Genomic DNA, 18,082 nt, shown 5'->3' with positions numbered 1-18,082 from the left:
CGAGCCAGGAGGTTTCACCATGCTGGGACTCATCATCACCATCATCGTCGTCGGGCTGATCGCGGGCCTGCTCGCGCGCCTCGTCGTCCCCGGCGAGCAGAACCTGTCCATCGCCATGACGATCGTCATCGGCATCATCGGGTCGTTCGTCGGCGGGTTCCTCGGCTACCTGCTGTTCCGGAACGACGCCGCCGACGGCTTCCTGCAGCCCGCCGGGATCATCGGGTCGATCATCGGCGCCATCATCGTGCTGCTCATCTGGATCCGCGTGGGCGGCCGCCGCTCGATCACCAACTGACCCACCGACCGCGGGTTCCGGTCCCTACGACAGGACCCGCGGTCCTCGGTGGTCGCCCGGACGGGTGAAGAGTGGGCGCCCGCCGCGCCGCCGCCGTCCGGCGCTGCCATCTTCCTGTCAGTGAAGCCGACGATCGCGGACCTGCGCCTGGAGCCTTGGCCGCGGACAGCACGACACACAGAAGCTAGAGGTTATGGCTCTGCGTTGAGGAAGAGGAACGTCATGAGCGTGGCACAGACCCTCTGGGCCTCCATCCAGGAGGACCCGGTCTTCATGAGGAAGATCAACGGCTGGCTCACAGTCTTCTGGCTACTGAACTTCCCACCCGTGATCGCGGTCTACATCTGGGCACCGGACGCCTGGAAGCAGGCGTCGATCCTCTACCTGGCCCTGGTGTCCATCTACGCCAACGTGGCCGGTCACCTAGCAGCGTGGCAAGCATCTCGGATCGAGGTCATCCAGAACGAGGACGCCAACGTGGCGGACGTGCTGGAGAAAGTGGAGGAGATCCGCGCGGTCACCACCAACGGAGCGAGCAATGGGTGACGGGCTAGCAGGCTCTGGTGGTACGCCGCGCGGGCTCGGGCCAGGTCCCCCGACGCCCCGGCGACGAGCGCATTGACGAGCGCGAGGGTCACCGCGCTCGTCGGGTTCGATCGGGCCAGCTTAACGATGCGGTCCGCTCGCGCGGGACCGCTGGAGCGCCGCCCACCGCGCGCTCATGGACGAGCGATATCGCACACGACGATGAGCACCCGATGCGACGATCAGCCCATGGCCGATCCCAAGCCCAACGCCACGACGACCGTGCTGCCGCTCTGGACCCCGTCACTCCCGGCACTCTGGGTGCTCACCGGCCTTGCGGTAGCCGTCGTCGTCTTCGCGATCCTGACGCGGACGGTCGGGTCCTGGTTCGTCGCCGCGTCGTCCGTCATGACGACCGCGACGATCTGGATCCGCAGACGCGGTCCGAAGCGCGAGTCCTGACGGCCGCTGCTCCACAGGGGGCGACGCTCTGCTCCGGGACCCACGCCGTGGCGATCGCCGGTCGCGCGGGGAGGCGACAGCCTCGGCGGCTGCGCTCAGTGCCCCGCGGCGTCGAACGCGGACGCGAACCGCAGCTCGCCGTGAGGCGACGGGCCCGAGAAGGTGACGTGCTGGACGACCGCGCGGTCCAGCTCGAGGTGCGACAGCTGCCCGTCGCTCGTGAAGCCCATCCGGCTGTAGATGGCCGGGTCCCCGATCAGCGCGCAGCCGCGGGCTCCGCGCTCCCGCAGCCGGCGCAGACCCTCGGCCACCAGTGCCCGACCGATCCCCCGCCGCTGTCGGTCGAGCCGCACGGAGATCGGGCCGAGTCCGAACCAGCCGTCGTGCAACCCGTCGATCGTCACGGGCGAGAACGCGACGTGCCCCACGACGTCGCCGTCGTCCTCCGCCACCAGCGAGAGCGTCAAGTCACCGGACGCCCGCAGTCGTCGGATGATCGGCGCCTCGGAGCCGTCGCTGAACCACTGCGGCTCGAAGGCGGCGACGGTCAGCCGATCGATCGCGTCAGCGTCGCCGTCTGGGCGTTCGGGTCGGATCAGCACCGTCGTCTCCGGGATCGCGAGGCGTGCCCGCCTCGGCACGCGCCTGGCAGCGTAGGGCCGGGTGGTGCGGAGCCGAAGCGGATATGCGTGGGCGCGGCCCTCGTCGGCGCGCGGCGCGACGGTGACCGGGCCGCCACCGGTAGCCCGGTCGGCCTCAGCCCAGCTTGACCGGACCTAGCGCCGAGTTCACGGCGGCCGTGTACGCCTCGTAGCCATCGAGTATCGGGTGGAAGGCTCCAGGGTCGGAGGGCCCCAGGATCCACGGATCCGGTGAGTTTGCTCCGTGACCGTCGAATCGCTGACGAACGTCGACGTACTGGAAACCGGCGCGGGCGACGGCGGCGTCGATCACCGAGTCGAGCGTGTCCGCAAGGGCGTTGAGGCTGCTGAGCTCCGCCGACGAGGCACGCAGGTAGGTGCCGTACTCCGGCGAGAAGAGCCGCGGGTAGCCGGTCACCACGACGTGGGCGTTCGGGGCGGTCGCGGCGATCCTGGAATACACCGAGTCGAGGAGAGCCGGCAGCTGGTTCGTGATCCGGGCCTCGACCAGCGCCACCGCACCCGCGCACTGGGCGTCGGTGCCACCAAGGCACGCCACGACCGAACTCGACCAGCCGATGTCGTTGCCGCCGATGGTCAGCGTCACCAGCTCCGTGTCGGTGTCCAGCGCCGCGAGCTGTCCGCCGGTGACCAGTGAGGTCGTCGTGGCGCCCGCGCAGGCGACGAAGTCGTCGAGGCGAAGGCGCTGCCGCCCGTCGAGCTGCACGGCGTAGGCGCCCTGGGAGCGGCCGCAGTCGGCGTAGGGCGGGACGCCGTATCCGGACGCGTACGAGTCGCCGAGGGCGTCGTAGACGACGCGCGAGGCGGCGGGGGGCGCTGCGCTCGCGCCGGAGCTGACCGAGCCGACGAAAGCGATCGCGGCGATCGCAGTCAGGACGGTGGCCGTGGTCGTCCGCAATGAGCGCTCCATCTAGGCACCTTCCCACACAAACCGTTCCGACGGAGATCGTCGTGCCCCAGGGCCAGACCACCCCGTCCGGCCGCGCACTTTGCCGCCGACCTCCCCCTGCGACGCGCGCAGCCCCGTCTTCGGGACGCACGACGGTCGCCTCGCCCGGGCCGCCGGCTTCCCGCAGCATGGGGAGCGCTTCGCTCGCACCGGCACGGACCTCGCAGCACTGCTGCGCGGGCGGATCTGAGGGGGTCGTCGGGCTCCCGCTCGGTGCGGGCGCTACCCGACCCGCTGTTCGCCTCGGTGCGGGAGCGGCCAGCCTGGGCGCACGTAGTGGCACGTGTATCCGTGCGGGATCTTCTCCAGGTAGTCCTGGTGCTCGTCCTCGGCCTCCCAGAACTCTCCCGCCGGCTCGACCTCGGTGACGACCTTGCCGGGCCAGAGCCCGGACGCGTCCACGTCCGCGATCGTGTCGAGTGCGACGCGACGCTGCTCCTCGGAGGTGTAGAAGATCGCCGACCGGTAGCTGCGGCCGATGTCGTTGCCCTGCTGATCCCTGGTCGACGGGTCGTGAATCTGGAAGAAGAACTCCAGCAGGGCCCGGTAGGAGATCTGTTCGGGATCGAAGACGATCTCCACGGCCTCTGCGTGGTCGCCATGGTTGCGGTACGTGGCGTTCGGGGTATCGCCGCCGGAGTACCCGACGCGGGTGGAGATCACTCCGGGCCGGCGGCGCAGCAGCTGCTGCGCACCCCAGAAACACCCTCCGGCAAGGATCGCCGTCTCCGTCGTCGTCATCTGCCGACCTCCATCGTGGGGACGGGCTGCAGCCGTCGGGCGATCCTGACCCCGAACTGCACCGGGACGCAAGCGGGAGCCGTCCGACCGCGGTCGTGCGACGCGCTCAGGCATCGTCCGGCCGAGTCTCACGGCTCCATCCCGGCGACGGTTGTGCGGTCCGGTCGTCCGCGCGCGGTTCAGTGACCGGGCGGCCCTCGTACTGGGTGGACAGCACGATCTGGGTGTCGATCTCGCCGTGCCGCCCGATGCGTTCGAAGATCTCCTCCAGGTGTGGCATCGAGGCAGCGCGGACCCGCAGGAGCGTGCACGAGCTGCCGCTGAGCTTGTGGATCTCGACGACCTCGGGGAACTCGCCGGACTCGGTCGTCTTGAGCAGGCAGCGCCCGGGCGAGCACCGCAGCTTGATGAACGCGGTCAGCGGGAGGCCCGCGCGAGCGGGGTCGATCCGGGCCTGGTAGCCGGCGATCACGCCCGCTTCCTCCAGCCGACGCACCCGGTCGGCGACGGCGGGTGCGGACAGGTTGACCTTGCGGCCGAGCTGGTTGAACGACAGGCGGCCGTCGGCCTGGAGCTCGGAGAGGATGCGCCAGTCGGTGCCGTCGAGCGGTCTGCTCATCTATAAACCGTAGCCTCGGATTGCCTCGCGATCGACAGGCGAAGGACGACCAGCGCCTGCGATCGGCCATTCACCGCAGCGCCTGGCCTTCGTAGCGTCGATCGCATGGCGCTGAGCACGGCACGTCTCCCCACCGCGGTCGCCCCGGCGACGTCGGCGCTGTTCGTCGGCGCCGCGCTGGGCAGCGCCGTGATCGCGACGACCAGCACAGTGGCCGCGCTGGTCGCGGTCGACGCCCTGGGACCGGAGTGGGGCGGGGTGCCCGGCACCGCCGCGGTCGTCGGAACCGGGCTCGGTGCCCTCCTGGTCACCTCTCTCACCCGCCGCACCCGCACCGCGACGGCCCTGCGGCTCGGGTACGTGGCGAGTGCGCTCGGCGCCGCGGTCGGTGCGGTGGCCGTGCCGCTCGGCCACGTCGGGCTGCTCGTCGGCGGCATGCTCCTGATCGGCGTGGGAAACGCCGCCGCGCAGATGTCCCGGTACGTGGCCGCCGAGCTCGTGCCCGCACGACGACGCGGGTTTGCCATCGGCCTGATCGTCTGGGCCGGCACGGTCGGCGCCGTCGGCGGACCCCTGCTCCTGCTCCCCACCGCGCGCCTCGCCGAGGCCCTCGGACGGCCCGCCCTCTCCGGTGCGTTCCTGCTCAGCATGCCGGCGGGCCTGCTCGCCGCGCTGGCGGTGAGCAGGCTGCGCACGGCCCGACGACCCGCGAGCAGCTCCGTGCCCGTGCGGGCGGTCCTGGGCTCGCCTGCCGGGCGCGACGGACTCGCGGTGATGGTCACCGGGCAGGTCGTGATGGCCGCCGTGATGACGTCCGTGCCGGTCCAGCTGCACCTGCACCACCACGGTCTCGACATGGTCGGCCTCGTCATCGCCGCCCACACGCTCGGCATGTTCGTGCTGTCACCTGTCACGGGACGCCTCGTCGACGGACTGGGCCCGGTGCCGGTGATGACACTCGGCCTCGGCACGCTGCTCGTCTCGACGATCGTTGCGGCCTCCGGCGCCCTCGTCCCCCAGGCTGTGGGCCTGTTCGTCCTCGGCTACGGGTGGAACCTGTGCTTCGTCGGCGGCAGCGCGTCGCTCGCCGTCGGACTGCCCGCGGAACCGCGGGCCGACGTGGAGGGCTCCGTCGAGGCCGTCGTCTGGATCTCGGCTGCGGCCGGCACCCTCACGTCGACCGTGGTCCTCGCGCTCGCCGGGTGGTCCGCGCTGACGCTCGCGGCCGGCGCCCTCGTCCTCGTGCCGGCGCTCCTCCTGCTCAGCGATCTGCAGCGAACCTCGCCCAGAGCCGCCCGACGAGCTTCCCGACCTTGAACGTCCCTCTCACCGCGGGTGGCAGCGCAACGAGTTCGCCACGCTGCCATACCCGAGTAGGTGACCTCGATGCCGGGTCCACGATGCGAATCAGGCGGCCGCGCTGTCGTGACGCAAGTAGGTCGAGTCGCCAACGCCGGTGCCGGACGGAGGCGAGTAGCCGGCCGTCGCCGGCCGACGACTCGTCGGACCACGCACCCGCTCGGCTCACCGCCGGGCGGGTGCGGACGCGCCGACATCTAGGACCTATGGCTCTAGGTCGGGTGTGGTCGCCGGCAAATCCTGGAGATCCCGCAGCGACGCGGGGCCCCGGGCACGGGGTCGGACGACCTTGAGGAGTGCACACCATGAACACCATGAAGGCCGGCATCGTCCGGTCGTTCACCACCGAGCTCGACGTGGCCGAGGTGGCGATCCCCACCGTGGGCCCGCACGAGGCGCTGGTGCGGGTCGACTTCTCCGGGGTGTGCCACACGGACCTGCACGCGGCCGGCGGTGACTGGCCCGTCAAGCCCACCCCGCCCTTCATCCCCGGGCACGAGGGCGTCGGGCACGTCGTCGCGATCGGCGACGCCGTGACGCGCGTCGCGGTGGGCGACCTCGTCGGCAACGCCTGGCTGTGGTCGGCGTGCGGCGAATGCGAGTTCTGCGAGACCGGGTGGGAGACCCTGTGCCCGAACCAGCGCAACAGCGGCTACTCCGTCGACGGTTCCTTCGGCCAGTACATGGTCGTCGACTCCCGCTACTGCCCCGTCATCCCGGACGGCGTCGACCCCGCCGGAGTGGCGCCGGTGCTGTGCGCGGGCGTCACCGTCTACAAGGGCCTCAAGATGACCGACACCAAGCCCGGTGAGTGGGTCCTCATCTCGGGCATCGGCGGCCTCGGGCACCTTGCGGTGCAGTACGCGGTCGCCATGGGTCGCCGCGTTGCCGCGATCGACGTCGACGAGTCCAAGCTGGCGCTCGCGACCAAGCACGGCGCCGAGGTCGTCGTGAACGCGTCCGTGGAGGCGGACCCCGCCGCACGGCTCCAGGAGCTCACCGGCGGTGTGCACGGCGCACTGGTCACCGCCGTGAACGGCCACGCCTTCCCGCAGGCGGTCGGTGCACTTCGTCGGGGTGGCACGGTCGCGCTGGTGGGACTCCCGCCGGAGCAGTTCCCGCTCGACATCTTCACCACCGTGCTCTTCGGGCTCACCGTGCGCGGGTCGATCGTCGGCACCCGCAAGGACATGACCGAGGCGCTCGACTTCTACGCCCGCGGCCTGGTCAACCCGACGTACACGATCCGTCCCCTGGAGGACATCAACGAGATCTTCGCCGAGATGCGGCGCGGCGAGATCGACGGCCGCATCGTCATGGACCTGCGCGACTGACGACCAGGCGTCCGGGATGGCGGAGCTGCAAGCTGCCGACGCGTTCTCGTGCGTCGGGTGGCGAGCGGGCCGCCCCGACATCCCGGTCCGCGCTGGGGCGGCCACCACCAGACGGATCACCCGTGGTCGGCGCGCTCACGCCCCGCTCCGTCCGGCGACCGCGTCGCGCGTGAGCGTCGGCAGGTGGTAGATGCTCGTGCTCGCGGCGATGAACAGGTCGGTGCCGTCAGGGCCTCCGAAGCAGAGGTTGCCGACGCGCTCCGGGACCGGGACCGTGAGCAGCAGCTCCCCGGTGGGGTCGAAGACCTGGATCGCCGCACCGGCCGAGGTCCAGACGCGGCCGGCCTCGTCCACCCGGAACCCGTCCGACAGCCCGTCCTCGATCACCGCGAAGACCCGACCCTCCGAGACCGTGTTGTCCGGAAAGACCTCGTGCACCGTGATGTGGTGGTTCCCCGACCCGTCCTCCCGGAGCGCGGCGGAGGTGTCGGACACGTAGAGCAGTCGCTCGTCCGGGGAGAACGCGAGCCCGTTGGGCTCCTCGACGTCCAGGACGACCGGTCGAACGTCGCCGGTGCCCCGGTCGAACCGGAAGACGTAGTTGGCGCCGTACTCGCGCTCCCCGGGATGTCCCTCGTCGGGCTGGACGATCCCGTAGGGCGGGTCGGTGAACCAGATCGCCCCGTCGGAGGCCACGACGACGTCGTTCGGCGAGTTGAACCGCCCACCCTCCCAGCGGTCCACGAGCACCGTCACGATGCCGTCGCGTTCCCGCTCGACCGCGCGCCGCCCGTGCGAGCACTGGATCACCGAGCCGTCCCGGTCGAGCGTCCGCCCGTTGGTGTACTCGACGCCGGTGCGGTGGACACCGGACCGGCCCGTCGCCGGGTCGAGCTCGAGGATGCGGTCGCCGGGGATGTCGCTCCACCGCAGCAGCCCCAGGTCGGGCAGCCACAGGGGTCCTTCGCTCCACGTCGCGCCCGTCGCGACCCGCGTGGGTGCGGCGTCGACAGGGATGAGCGTCCCGGCGGGGCGGGTGGCGTCGTTGCCATTCACGTGCGACCTCCTGTGTTCAACGTCTCCGAGCTGCGAGCCGCTCGGACACCACCTGGCAGCATGGACCTGATCAGACCCTGACCGCACGCGCCTCGGCTAGCTCAGATAGGGGTCGGCCCAGGCGCTGATGATGCGGGCGGCGCGCTGGGCCTGGGTGCCGTGGGTGAGGAGGTGGTCCGCGCCCTMCAGCGACACGAAGCTGCGGGGATGCCTCGCCGCGCGGAAGATGTCGCTCGCGTTGCCGATGCCGACGGTGTTGTCGGTGGGCGAGTGCAGGACGAGCAGGGCCTTGCGCAGCGTGCGGATCCGCTCGTGAAGGTCCGCGGCGCGCACGTCCTCGATGAAGTGTCGCCGCAGGGTCAGCGCCTTCCCGCCGATGAGGAGCGGCGCCTCCCCGTCCGCCATGATCCGCTCGATGAGCGCGTCGTAGGTGTGCTCGACGTGAGCCGGGTCGTACGGGGCCCCGATGCTCGCCACCGCACGCACCGAGTCGACGAGGTGCGCCGCGGCGATCACCGCGGCGCCACCGAAGGAGTGGCCGACGAGGAGGTGGACGGGGCGTCCCGAGGCCTCCATGAACCTGACCGCCTGCGCGGTGTCGTCGACCTTCAGGGAGAACGAGCCGTCACCCCAGTCCCCCTCGGAGCCGCCGAGCCCGAGGTTGTCGAAGCGCAGCATGCCGATGCCCTCGGCGGCCAGCTGTCGGCAGATCCGGCTCGCCGCGGGGGAATCCTTCCCGAGCGTGAACCCGTGGGCGAAGACCCCCCACCCCCGAACAGCCTCCTCCGGGTGGTCGATGAGTCCCGCGAGCCGAGGCCCCGTCGAGCTCGCGAACCAGACCCGCTCGGCCAAGGCCAGTCCCTTCGGTCGGAGAACCGTCGACGCGAGCTCCACGCTAGGGCAGCTCAGACGTCGCGGACGTCCTCACCCTCGGCCGGCTCGCTGGCGTGCTCGCGGCCGTCGCCCGGAGAGGCCGCCGCGGTCCCGCCCTCGGCCGGCTCGGTCGCGTGCTCCCGCGTCTCGTCGTCCGGGAGCGGGGTGTCGGTGCTCATGCGTGCTGCCTCCTTGCCGGGCGCGCCCGTCGCGTCCTCGCCCTTGCGACGGTACGCCCGAGCGGGCGGTTCGTCCGGGCGAGCGGTCTGCCGACGACTACGCCGCGATCCCGTACGACGACGCGCGCCCGCGGCGGGCGACCGTCGTGCCGCCCTTGACCACGGCGTCGGCCGCGACCTGTGCCCGCGGCTCGACGACCACCGACTCCCCCAGCCGCGCGCCGGGGCCGATGCGTGCCCGGGCACCGACGCGCGTCGCGCGCCCGAGGTGGACGTTGCGGTCGACGACCGCGCCGGGGCCGACGACCACGTCGACGTCGACCCAGCTGCCGGGTCCGACGCGGGCGGCGTCGTGCACCACGGCCCCCGTCTCGACGTAGGCGGTGTCGGCCAGCCAGGCGTTCTCGTGCACGCGTGCGGACGGCGAGACGAGTCCTCCACCGTTCGCGTGCTTCGCGTACCGGACGACCACTCCCTGGTCGTCCTCGAACTCCACCTGGCCCGATCTGCGTCGCGTCATGCTGCTCCTTGTCATCGTTCTCGGGTGACATAACGAACGAGGGGGCGGCGAGATTCCAGGTTCGACGGCGGGCGAGTTTGCGAGGCTGCGCAGCATGATCGACCAGGTGCTGCCGTCGGGCGTGGAGGCCGCCGAGCACGCCGGTCCCCCGTTGACCGCACCGTTGCACGCGTCGGAGGAGGCCGGCGTCGCGAACGCCGTGCCGGGGCGGCGGGCCGAGTACGCCGCCGTCCGGACCTGCGCACGCGCGGCACTGAGCCGGCTGGGCCTCGACGGGGTCGCCGTGCCGGCCGGTCCTGACCGCGCCCCCGTCTGGCCCACGGGAGTCGTCGGCAGCATGACTCACTGCGACGGTTACCGTGCGGCCGCGGTCGGGCTCGCGCACGACTGGATCGGCCTCGGCATCGACGCCGAGGTGCACGCGCCGTTGCCGCCCGAGGTGCTCGAGCTCGTGCTGAACCCCGCCGAGCGGGCGGCCCTCGCCGGCACCGACCCGGCCTTGTGCCTCGACCGCGTGATGTTCTCCGCCAAGGAGTCCGTCTACAAGGTCTGGTACCCGGTGACGCGCTCGTGGCTCGGGTTCGAGGACGTCGACGTGCGCCTCTGCGACGACGGAACCTTCCTCGCGCGACTCGGCCCGACGGCTCTCGGCACGCGCGAGCTCCGGGGTCGCTGGGCGGTCGGGAACGGCCTGCTGGTCACCGCCGTCGCGCTGGCCCGAGGGTGATCACGACGGTCCCGCGCTCCGCTCCGTGTACTGGCCGGTAACCCCGGCCACGGAAGCGACAGATCCGACGCCCGAACGACGCTGTGCGCGCGCCGCCCGCACGCCGCTGACCTGCACGTTCATCGGGCACTGTCCGCGGGCTGGACGGATCGCCCCGCGAGCCTCACACTTGCGCCTGCCCCTCTGATGGTCCGGCCGCCGATGGCCGGGAAAGGACCCGCGGCCGTGCTGCGCACCGTGACTTCGCACCTGTCTATCGACGTGCGCACCCCGCTCGAGATCCTGCTCTCCGTCGCCGTCGCCGACGGTGCCTACGACCGCTCGGAGATCTTCTCCGTTCGGCACGAGGACGGGCCCCTGGACGTCGCCGAGATCAAGATGGCCCACGGCGGACGCATGCACCGCGTGCTCGCCCCGGCGGGCCGCCTGGTGGTCGACTACCAGGCCACCGTGACCGGCCAGGCGGACCTGCCCGCCGTCGAGGACATCGACCTGGTCGAGTACCGCCGGCCCAGCCGCTACGCCGAGTCCGACCGGCTGCTGGCCTTCGCCCGCGACCAGTTCGGCGGTATCGAGGGCCCCGAGCTGCTCGACGCGGTCGTCGCCTGGGTCACCGGCCACGTGACGTACCTGTCGGGCTCGAGCCTGCCGACCGACGGCGCCACCGACACCCTGCTCAAGCGCCGCGGCGTGTGCCGCGACTTCGCGCACCTCGTCGTCGCCCTGCTCCGCGCGAAGGACGTCCCGGCCCGCCTGGTCTCCGTCTACGCGCCGGGGCTCAAGCCGATGGACTTCCACGCCGTGGCCGAGGCCTACGTCGACGGCGCATGGCACGTGGTCGACGCGACGAGGTTGGCGCCGCGCGAGTCGCTCGTCCGGATCGCCACCGGACGCGACGCCACCGACACTGCGTTCCTCTCCTACTACGGCGGCCAGCTCTCGGTCCGGGCCATGACCGTGACCGCCGCAGTGCACGCCGTGCTCCCGGCCGACGACGGCACGGGGCTCGTCGCGCTGCGCTGACGCCAGACGGACGGCCCGATGAGGGCGCTGACGCTAGACGGACAGCCCGACGAGGGCGCCCACGCCGAACGTCACGGCCATCGCGACCGACCCGCCGAGCACGTTGCGCAGCACCGCGCGACCGGGCTCCGCGTCGCTGAACCGAGCCGCCACCAGCCCGGTGACCACGAGCGCGACAACGACGGCGGCGAACGTCACGGGCACGCGGACGGCGCCCCAGGGCGCCAGCACCACGAGCAGCGGGACCACACCGCCGGCGAGGAACGCCGCGAACGACGCGATGGCCGCGTGCCACGGGTTGGTCAGCTGGGGGTCGTCCTCGACGGCGAGGGTGGGCAGCACGCGTCCCCGGCGCAGCGCCGAGCGCTCGGCGTCCCGCTGGCTGCTCACCGACACGTACTCGCCCGCGGCCATCGACAGGGCCCCGGCGACGAGGGCGGCGATCCCCGCCACGGCGATGGTGCGGACGGCCGTCGCCGCGCCGGCCACGCCGAGCACCGTGGCGGCCACCGAGACGATCCCGTCGTTGGCCCCCAGCACCCCCGCGCGCAACCAGTTCAGGCTCGCCAGGGTAGGTGCCGGACGCTGCGCCAAGACGGTGGTCATAAGGCCACGCTAGGCCGCATTCCCGCTGCTGTCACCGAAGCAAAGCCTGCCCTGACCTGCGGTGATGCAGGACAGCCTCACCTACGTCAGGCGCTCTCCCGCAGGCTGCGGCGCTGCCCCTCGACCTGCACGAGCTCGGCGAACGCGGCCTGGTAGGCGGCCTGGTCGGCCTCGGCATCCATCCGCTGCAGCCGCCCGCGAAGGTCGGCGATGTGCCGCGTGTAGCCGATCTCCACCAGCCGTAGCACCACTCCCTTGACGTAGCCCTCGAGAGCCTCGGGCCGGTCCTCGGGCAGCGGCGCGACGGCCAGCTCGGTCACCAGCGCGCGGACCGGCTCCGCGGCCTGCTCGATGACGGCGCCCACCCACCCGGTCGACCCGCCGGAGGACTGCAGCAGCGGACGCGCGACGGACAGCCCGCCGGCCGCCCGGATCGCCTCGTGCACCGCCCGGTAGGCGGGCGCGCCGAACGCGTCGGCGGGGAGCTCGTCGAAGTCGGCGGCCACCAGGTCCGGGCGCTGGAGCACGACCTCCAGGGCCGTGCGCTCGATCTGCGCGACCGGGTCGCGCCGGTCCGGGACGGGCATGCGTGCGACGGCGACCGGCACCGGCTCGGCCGACGGCCGCTCGGTGCGCGGTGCTGCGGGCCGCGTCGAGGGGGACGCGCCCTGCACGGCCCGGCGGACCGAGTCCTGGTCGTCGATGCCGAGCCACCCCGTCAGCAGCCGGGTGTACTCGGGCCGCAGGGCAGCGTCGCGGATGCCCGCGACGATGGGCGCGGCCGCGCGCAGGGCGCCGATCCGCCCCTCGACCGTGCGCAGGTCGTAGGACGCGAGGGTCGAGCGGATGACGAACTCGTACAGGGGCGTCCGGCCGGCGACGAGCGCGCGGACGGCGTCGGGACCCTTGGCCTGCCGCAGCTCGCACGGGTCCAGGCCCGACTTCTCGACCGCGACGAACGTCTGCGCCGAGAACGACTGGTCCTCGCCGAAGGCGCGCAGCGCGGCCTTCTGACCTGCGGCGTCACCGTCGAACGTAAAGATGATCTCGCCGCCCACCGAGGCACCGGACGCCAGCTGGACGCCGCCGCTCGACCCGGAGTCACCGACCAGCCGGCGCACGATGCGGGCGTGGTCGGACCCGAACGCCGTGCCGCAGGTGGCCACCGCGGTGCCGACGCCGGACAGGTGCATCGCCATGACGTCGGTGTAGCCCTCGACGACCACGACCCGCTTCTCGCGCTGCAGGTCCCGCTTTGCCAGGTCGATGCCGTAGAGCACCTGCGACTTCTTGTAGAGCGGCGTCTCGGGCGTGTTGAGGTACTTGGGCCCCTGGTCCTCCTCGAACAGGCGACGGGCACCGAAGCCGACGGTCTCCCCCGTCACCTCGCGGATGGGCCACACCAGCCGACCGCGGAACCGGTCGTACACGCCGCGCTGCCCCTGGCTGACCAGCCCGGAGAGCGTCAGCTCCGCCTCCGTGAACCCTCGACCGCGCAGGTGCCGCATGAGCGAGTCCCAGCCCTGCGGCGCGAAGCCGACGCCGAAGTCGGCCGCGGCGGACCGGTCGAACCCTCGCTCGGCGAGGAACTGCCGGCCCGCGGCGGCGGCGGGCGTGCTCAGCTGCTCGCGGTAGAACTCCTCGGCCACCTTGTGGGCCTCGATGAGCCGGCGGCGCTTGCCCGGTTCCTCGCCGGGCCGCGGCGCGCCGCCCTCCTCGTACCGGAGCTGCAGACCGACCTTGCCGGCCAGGTACTCGACGGCCTCGGAGAAACCCAGCCCGTCGACCTTCTGCACGAAGTCGATGACGTCGCCGCCCTCGCCGCAGCCGAAGCAGTGGTACCGGCCCACCTGGGGGCGCACGTGGAACGATGGCGAGCGCTCGTCGTGGAACGGGCACAGGCCCTTCATCGACCCGACGCCCGCGGACCTCAGCGTGACGTGCTGCCCGACGATCTCCTCGATGTGGGCGCGCTCGCGGACCGCCTCCACGTCCTCCCGCCGGATCCGTCCTGCCACGCGAGGAGTCTAGGCGTCGGGGCCGACGAGCCGGACCCGGTTCACACGAAAGCCGCGGGGCCGCCGTGGCGCGGCGGGTGGACCAGCCGGGCGTGCAGGTCGGCGGCGGAGACGTCGGTGAGCGAGGCGACCTGGTCGATGACCACCCGCAGGCGCGCGGCGTCGTCGGCGGCCTGCGCCCAGTCCGCCGCGAACGGCGGCTCGAGGGCGATCGGCGCGCGCTCCGACAGCACGTGAACGAGGTCGACGAGCACCTCGCGCTGCCGGTGGTAGAGCGGCTCGAGCTCGCGCGGCGCCATGACGTAGGCGACAGCGAGGCCCTTGAGCACCAGGATCTCGGCCAGCGTCTCGTGCGGCACGATCAGGTCGGCGCCGTAGCGCGTGAGCGGCCCCGGGCCGTAGACCTCGCGGGTGGCCAGCTGGGACGCCTTGGCGAAGCGTCCGATGAGCTGGCTGGTGGAGTCCTTCAGCGACGCCAGCGCGGCGCGGGACCCGTCGAAACCGGGACGCCACAGGTCCGCCGCCACCAGCCGGTCCATCGCCTCCTGCAGGCCGTCGGCGCTCACCGCGTCGCCGTACCAGGTCTGCACGGCCTCGACCACGCGGTCGCGCTCGACGGGGACGCCCAGCACGTGGAGGTCCAGGCGGCCCCCGACCACCGCGTCCTCGACGTCGTGCACCGAGTACGAGATGTCGTCGGCCAGGTCCATGACCTGCGCCTCGAGGCACTTGCGGCCCTCGGGTGCCTGCTCGCGCAGCCACTCGAAGACCGGCAGGTCGTCCTCGTAGACGCCGAACTTGTGCGTCGGCCGGCCGCTCGCCGCGCTGACCGGCCCCTGCCGGTGCCGCCACGGGTACTTCACGGAGGCGTCGAGGCTCGCGCGCGTGAGGTTGAGGCCGACGGCCCGGCCGTCGGGTGCGACGACCTTGGGCTCGAGCCGCGTCAGCAGCCGCAGCGTCTGCGCGTTGCCCTCGAACCCCCCGATCCCCTTGGCCAGCTCCGCCAGCGCGCGCTCGCCGTTGTGGCCGAACGGTGGGTGGCCCAGGTCGTGGGCCAGGCACGCCGTGTCGACGATGTCCGGGTCGCAGCCAAGCGCCTTGCCGATCTCGCGGCCCACCTGCGCGACCTCGAGCGTGTGCGTGAGCCGCGTGCGCACGAAGTCGTCCGACGWGGGGCCGAGCACCTGCGTCTTGGCCCCGAGTCGCCGCAGCGCCGAGGAGTGCACCAGGCGGGCGCGGTCGCGCTCGAAGGGCGTCCGCTCACGCGACTTCACGGGCTCGGTGACCCAGCGCGCCCGGTCGGCGTCGACGTACCCGTCGAGGGCACCCTCGATCTCCCGGGCCGGGTCCAGTGTGGTCACGTGGCCAGCGTAACGATCACGCCAGGCGCCAGACCTGCACTCCCGGTCCGTCGCCGGGCAGCTCGAGGCGGTCCGGGTGCACCCCGAGGTCGCCCCCGCCGTACAGGTTCTCCGGGGACTCCCCCGGCGCCAGCAGGTGCCGCGGCAGGTCCACGCCCTCCCAGGTGGCGCGTGCGACCAGGACGAGCACGCGCTCGTCGGCCGTCTCCCGCAGGTAGGCGACCGCGTCGGGGCTCACGACCGCCCAGCGCATCCCGCCCTCGCGCAGGGCGCGGGATCCTCGCCGAACCGCGATGAGCGACCGGTAGATCTCGAACGTCCCGGCGTCCCAGCGGGCTCCCCCGCCGGCGTCGATGTCGTCCCACGGCATCGCGACACGCGAGTGCTCGCCGTTGGTGCCCGTGAGCCCGCCCTCGTCGCCCGCGAACATCGCCGGGGTGCCGGGGTACGTGAAGAGCAGGCCGGCGGCCAGCTCCACGCGCTCGCGGGTGCCGACGACGGTCCGCAGGCGCGCGGTGTCGTGCGACCCGAGCATGTTCCACTGGTGGGTCGTCACGGCCCACGGGACGGTCGAGTCGAAGTCGCGCATGGTGTCGACCATCGAGACGCCGTCGCGGCGCGGGATCGGTACCGGCATCCCCAGGAACCCGAGGTCGAGGTCCGGGTCCACCAGCCACGTCCACACCGGCCGCGTGAACGCCGAGTAGTTCATGTTCGCGTGCCAGCCGCCCGCCGCCAGGTCCGTGCCGGCGTCGTGGAAGTGCTCCGAGACCAGCACCGCCTCCGGGTTGAGCGCGTGCATCGTCGCGCGGATCGTGCGGGCCACCTGCAGCGTCAGGTCGTCGTCGGCGTACCGGCCGGTCATGTTGGCCACGTCGATGCGCCAGCCGTCCAGCGCGTACGGCTCCACCAGCCAGCGCCCGATCACCGAGTCCGGGCCGTCGACCATGCGCCCCGCCAGGGCAGGCGCGTTGTAGTTGAGCTTGGGCAGCGACGCGTGCTCCAGCCAGCCGACGTACCCCGGCTCGGCGTCCGTCCAGTAGTAGAACGACGCCTCCTCGCTGGTCCGGTCGGCCTGGGCGCGCGCGAACCACTCGTGGCCGGCGCCGGTGTGGTTGGTCGTGAGGTCGCCGAGGATCCGCATCCCGCGCCCGTGCACGGCCCGGCTGAGCGATGCCAGGGCCTGGTCGCCGCCCAGCAGCGGGTCGACGACGTCGAACGTGCTGGCGTCGTAGCGGTGGTTGGACCGGCCCGGGAACACCGGCGTGAGGTAGAGGGTGTCGACGCCGAGTCGCTGCAGGTGGTCGAGGCGCTGCTCGACCCCCGCGAGGTCTCCCCCGAAGAACTGCTGCGCGACGCCGCGACCTTCGGCGATCGGCTCGTCGTCCCACCGCGCCGGCAGCGCCCAGTCGGGCAGCGGCCCGTGGTCGTTCCCGGACCGCGCGAACCGGTCGGGGAACACCTGGTAGACCACCGACGTGTCCATCCACGCCGGCGCGGGGTCGTGCACGGTCAGCCGGAAGTCGCCGGCGTCGGGCACGTCCCGCTCGTGCAGACCGCGACCGTTGAGCCACCGGTAGCCGCCCGGCTCGTCCAGCAGCACGCGGTAGCCCGCGACCGGGTTGTGCACGGGCACCTCGCCGACGTACCAGCGCGCGTCGGCGTCGACCCGCTCGAGCCTCGTCGGCACCATCCGCGGCTCCGCGTCGCGCACCGTGCGCAGCCAGACGGCCCGCTCCGTGCCCGAGACCGGCACCCGGATGCGCACGGGGACGACGTCGCCGAGCCGCGGCGTGGCGCGCCGGACGTACAGCTCGGACCCGTCGTGGTGCGGCTGGTCGAGGAGGTGCCTCATCCCTTGACGGAGCCCGCCGTCAGGCCGGAGACGATGTACTTCTGCAGGAAGAGGAAGAGCAGCACGACCGGGATGGCCGCGAGAACGGCGCCCGCTGCGAACAGTCCCCACTTCGCCGTCCGCTCGTCCGCCGCCCAGTAGTACAGCCCCACGGCGAGCGTGAACTCCTCGGGCCGCTGCAGCACGACCTTCGCGATGATGAACTCACCGAACGTCCCGATGAACGACAGCAGGCCCACGACGGCGAGGATGGGCGCGACGAGCCGCAGGATGATCGTCCAGAAGATCTGCGCGTGGCTGGCGCCGTCGATCTTCGCCGCCTCGTCCAGCTCGCGGGGCACGGTGTTGAAGAACCCGTACATGAGGAACGTGTTCACGCCGAGCGCGCCACCGAGGTAGACCGCGATGAGCCCGAATCGGCTGTTGAGCCCGAGCAGGGGGAACACGTCGCCGATCGACAGCAGCACGAGGAAGATCGCGACGAACGCGAGCATCTGCGGGAAGATCTGCACGATCAGCAGGGCGGTCAGGCCGCCGTGCCTGCCCTGGAACCGGAACCGCGAGAAGGCGTAGGCCGCGGCGCCACCCATGAGCACGGTGCCGACCGCGGTGACCGTGCACACCACGATCGAGTTGGCGAACCAGCTCCCGTAGTCGCCGGCCCAGAGGTCGCGGTAGTTCTCCAGGTCGATCGTGCGGAAGAGCTGGTTCGACCCGGTCAGCGTGCCGCCCGGGTTGAACGATGCGGACAGCACGTAGATCAGMGGCACGACGCAGATGACGATCATCGCGACGCCGACGACGTGCCGCCAGCCGACCTCGATCCACCAGCGGCGCCCGCGCAGGGTGGTGGGGCGCTGCGCCGCGCCGGTGCCGGCGATCTCCGATGTCCTCGAGACGGAGGTGCTGGCCATC

General features: G+C 72.3%; 20 protein-coding genes. 7 read left to right on the top strand and 13 right to left on the bottom strand.

Going from position 1 to position 18,082, the window contains the following annotated elements; all coding sequences use genetic code 11:
• Nucleotides 1–19: 19 nt before the first annotated feature.
• From ACXJKA_RS12485 to ACXJKA_RS12475, 3 genes are all read left to right on the top strand, one after another.
• Nucleotides 20–298 (top strand): GlsB/YeaQ/YmgE family stress response membrane protein, encoded by a 279-nt coding sequence (locus tag ACXJKA_RS12485; protein ID WP_456825526.1) that lies wholly within the window; start codon nucleotides 20–22, stop codon nucleotides 296–298.
• A gap of 222 nt (nucleotides 299–520) precedes the next feature.
• Nucleotides 521–844, top strand: coding sequence for a hypothetical protein (locus tag ACXJKA_RS12480; RefSeq protein ID WP_456825525.1), 324 nt, complete (start codon nucleotides 521–523; stop codon nucleotides 842–844).
• A 228-nt stretch (nucleotides 845–1,072) separates the two neighbouring features.
• Nucleotides 1,073–1,285, top strand: coding sequence for a hypothetical protein (locus ACXJKA_RS12475; protein ID WP_456825524.1), 213 nt, complete (start codon nucleotides 1,073–1,075; stop codon nucleotides 1,283–1,285).
• Between the two features lie 95 nt (nucleotides 1,286–1,380).
• Here the strand turns inward: ACXJKA_RS12475 and ACXJKA_RS12470 are convergent, their stop codons facing one another.
• From ACXJKA_RS12470 to ACXJKA_RS12455, 4 genes are all read right to left on the bottom strand, one after another.
• Nucleotides 1,381–1,887, bottom strand: a complete 507-nt coding sequence (locus tag ACXJKA_RS12470) for a GNAT family N-acetyltransferase (RefSeq protein WP_456825523.1) — start codon at nucleotides 1,885–1,887, stop codon at nucleotides 1,381–1,383.
• A 154-nt stretch (nucleotides 1,888–2,041) separates the two neighbouring features.
• On the bottom strand, nucleotides 2,042–2,857 hold the full coding sequence (locus ACXJKA_RS12465; RefSeq protein ID WP_456825522.1) for an SGNH/GDSL hydrolase family protein: 816 nt from the start codon (nucleotides 2,855–2,857) through the stop codon (nucleotides 2,042–2,044).
• A 261-nt stretch (nucleotides 2,858–3,118) separates the two neighbouring features.
• The gene (msrA, locus tag ACXJKA_RS12460) at nucleotides 3,119–3,637 is read right to left on the bottom strand and encodes a peptide-methionine (S)-S-oxide reductase MsrA (protein ID WP_456825521.1); all 519 of its coding nucleotides are present in this window, start codon (nucleotides 3,635–3,637) and stop codon (nucleotides 3,119–3,121) included.
• A 106-nt stretch (nucleotides 3,638–3,743) separates the two neighbouring features.
• Nucleotides 3,744–4,256 carry an Lrp/AsnC family transcriptional regulator gene (locus tag ACXJKA_RS12455; RefSeq protein ID WP_456825520.1) on the bottom strand — a complete coding sequence of 171 codons (513 nt, stop codon included), beginning with the start codon at nucleotides 4,254–4,256 and terminating at the stop codon, nucleotides 3,744–3,746.
• Nucleotides 4,257–4,361: 105 nt separating this feature from the next.
• Between ACXJKA_RS12455 and ACXJKA_RS12450 the strand changes: the two genes are divergently transcribed.
• Complete coding sequence (locus ACXJKA_RS12450) at nucleotides 4,362–5,573, top strand: MFS transporter (RefSeq protein ID WP_456825519.1); 1,212 nt, start codon at nucleotides 4,362–4,364, stop codon at nucleotides 5,571–5,573.
• A gap of 347 nt (nucleotides 5,574–5,920) precedes the next feature.
• Nucleotides 5,921–6,949 carry an alcohol dehydrogenase AdhP gene (gene adhP, locus ACXJKA_RS12445; RefSeq protein WP_456825518.1) on the top strand — a complete coding sequence of 343 codons (1,029 nt, stop codon included), beginning with the start codon at nucleotides 5,921–5,923 and terminating at the stop codon, nucleotides 6,947–6,949.
• Nucleotides 6,950–7,084: 135 nt separating this feature from the next.
• Here adhP and ACXJKA_RS12440 read toward each other — a convergent pair whose 3' ends face one another.
• The 4 genes from ACXJKA_RS12440 to ACXJKA_RS12425 all read right to left on the bottom strand — a co-directional run bounded on the left by ACXJKA_RS12440 (nucleotide 7,085) and on the right by ACXJKA_RS12425 (nucleotide 9,577).
• Nucleotides 7,085–8,005: an SMP-30/gluconolactonase/LRE family protein gene (locus tag ACXJKA_RS12440; RefSeq protein WP_456825517.1), complete on the bottom strand. Its 921-nt coding sequence runs from the start codon at nucleotides 8,003–8,005 to the stop codon at nucleotides 7,085–7,087.
• A 96-nt stretch (nucleotides 8,006–8,101) separates the two neighbouring features.
• Nucleotides 8,102–8,863 (bottom strand): alpha/beta hydrolase family protein, encoded by a 762-nt coding sequence (locus tag ACXJKA_RS12435; protein WP_456825541.1) that lies wholly within the window; start codon nucleotides 8,861–8,863, stop codon nucleotides 8,102–8,104.
• A 47-nt stretch (nucleotides 8,864–8,910) separates the two neighbouring features.
• A complete protein-coding gene (locus tag ACXJKA_RS12430; protein WP_456825516.1) occupies nucleotides 8,911–9,057 on the bottom strand; it encodes a hypothetical protein in 147 nt (48 codons plus the stop codon).
• A 97-nt stretch (nucleotides 9,058–9,154) separates the two neighbouring features.
• On the bottom strand, nucleotides 9,155–9,577 hold the full coding sequence (locus tag ACXJKA_RS12425; RefSeq protein ID WP_456825515.1) for a transferase: 423 nt from the start codon (nucleotides 9,575–9,577) through the stop codon (nucleotides 9,155–9,157).
• A 94-nt stretch (nucleotides 9,578–9,671) separates the two neighbouring features.
• Between ACXJKA_RS12425 and ACXJKA_RS12420 the strand changes: the two genes are divergently transcribed.
• Together ACXJKA_RS12420 and ACXJKA_RS12415 are read left to right on the top strand one after the other, a co-directional pair.
• On the top strand, nucleotides 9,672–10,304 hold the full coding sequence (locus ACXJKA_RS12420; protein ID WP_456825514.1) for a 4'-phosphopantetheinyl transferase family protein: 633 nt from the start codon (nucleotides 9,672–9,674) through the stop codon (nucleotides 10,302–10,304).
• A 225-nt stretch (nucleotides 10,305–10,529) separates the two neighbouring features.
• Nucleotides 10,530–11,327, top strand: coding sequence for a transglutaminase-like domain-containing protein (locus ACXJKA_RS12415; RefSeq protein ID WP_456825513.1), 798 nt, complete (start codon nucleotides 10,530–10,532; stop codon nucleotides 11,325–11,327).
• 33 nt (nucleotides 11,328–11,360) lie between these two features.
• On the opposite strand, the gene ACXJKA_RS12410 is transcribed toward ACXJKA_RS12415, so the two are convergent.
• The 5 genes from ACXJKA_RS12410 to ACXJKA_RS12390 form a co-directional block, all read right to left on the bottom strand.
• The gene (locus ACXJKA_RS12410; protein ID WP_456825512.1) at nucleotides 11,361–11,933 is read right to left on the bottom strand and encodes a VIT1/CCC1 transporter family protein; all 573 of its coding nucleotides are present in this window, start codon (nucleotides 11,931–11,933) and stop codon (nucleotides 11,361–11,363) included.
• 86 nt (nucleotides 11,934–12,019) lie between these two features.
• A complete protein-coding gene (dnaG, locus tag ACXJKA_RS12405; protein WP_456825511.1) occupies nucleotides 12,020–13,951 on the bottom strand; it encodes a DNA primase in 1,932 nt (643 codons plus the stop codon).
• A gap of 41 nt (nucleotides 13,952–13,992) precedes the next feature.
• Nucleotides 13,993–15,312 (bottom strand): deoxyguanosinetriphosphate triphosphohydrolase, encoded by a 1,320-nt coding sequence (locus ACXJKA_RS12400; protein WP_456825510.1) that lies wholly within the window; start codon nucleotides 15,310–15,312, stop codon nucleotides 13,993–13,995.
• A 16-nt stretch (nucleotides 15,313–15,328) separates the two neighbouring features.
• Nucleotides 15,329–17,167, bottom strand: coding sequence for a glycoside hydrolase family 13 protein (locus ACXJKA_RS12395; RefSeq protein WP_456825509.1), 1,839 nt, complete (start codon nucleotides 17,165–17,167; stop codon nucleotides 15,329–15,331).
• Complete coding sequence (locus tag ACXJKA_RS12390; RefSeq protein ID WP_456825508.1) at nucleotides 17,164–18,081, bottom strand: sugar ABC transporter permease; 918 nt, start codon at nucleotides 18,079–18,081, stop codon at nucleotides 17,164–17,166. The genes ACXJKA_RS12395 and ACXJKA_RS12390 overlap by 4 nt, the downstream gene beginning before the upstream one ends.
• Nucleotide 18,082: the final 1 nt, after the last annotated feature.

The organism is Cellulomonas sp. P5_E12, from assembly GCF_054049315.1.
Note: the sequence above shows the minus strand (reverse complement) of the source record. Positions and strands in the feature narration are given on the sequence as shown.

What these genes read in the sequence shown, in the direction of transcription:
- ACXJKA_RS12485 (WP_456825526.1), top strand. Translation starts at nt 20, where the DNA reads ATGCTGGGACTCATCATCACCATCATCGTCGTCGGGCTGATCGCGGGC.
- ACXJKA_RS12480 (WP_456825525.1), top strand. Translation starts at nt 521, where the DNA reads ATGAGCGTGGCACAGACCCTCTGGGCCTCCATCCAGGAGGACCCGGTC.
- ACXJKA_RS12475 (WP_456825524.1), top strand. Translation starts at nt 1,073, where the DNA reads ATGGCCGATCCCAAGCCCAACGCCACGACGACCGTGCTGCCGCTCTGG.
- ACXJKA_RS12465 (WP_456825522.1), bottom strand. Translation starts at nt 2,857, where the DNA reads ATGGAGCGCTCATTGCGGACGACCACGGCCACCGTCCTGACTGCGATC.
- msrA (WP_456825521.1), bottom strand. Translation starts at nt 3,637, where the DNA reads ATGACGACGACGGAGACGGCGATCCTTGCCGGAGGGTGTTTCTGGGGT.
- ACXJKA_RS12455 (WP_456825520.1), bottom strand. Translation starts at nt 4,256, where the DNA reads ATGAGCAGACCGCTCGACGGCACCGACTGGCGCATCCTCTCCGAGCTC.
- ACXJKA_RS12450 (WP_456825519.1), top strand. Translation starts at nt 4,362, where the DNA reads ATGGCGCTGAGCACGGCACGTCTCCCCACCGCGGTCGCCCCGGCGACG.
- adhP (WP_456825518.1), top strand. Translation starts at nt 5,921, where the DNA reads ATGAACACCATGAAGGCCGGCATCGTCCGGTCGTTCACCACCGAGCTC.
- ACXJKA_RS12430 (WP_456825516.1), bottom strand. Translation starts at nt 9,057, where the DNA reads ATGAGCACCGACACCCCGCTCCCGGACGACGAGACGCGGGAGCACGCG.
- ACXJKA_RS12425 (WP_456825515.1), bottom strand. Translation starts at nt 9,577, where the DNA reads ATGACGCGACGCAGATCGGGCCAGGTGGAGTTCGAGGACGACCAGGGA.
- ACXJKA_RS12420 (WP_456825514.1), top strand. Translation starts at nt 9,672, where the DNA reads ATGATCGACCAGGTGCTGCCGTCGGGCGTGGAGGCCGCCGAGCACGCC.
- ACXJKA_RS12410 (WP_456825512.1), bottom strand. Translation starts at nt 11,933, where the DNA reads ATGACCACCGTCTTGGCGCAGCGTCCGGCACCTACCCTGGCGAGCCTG.
- ACXJKA_RS12395 (WP_456825509.1), bottom strand. Translation starts at nt 17,167, where the DNA reads ATGAGGCACCTCCTCGACCAGCCGCACCACGACGGGTCCGAGCTGTAC.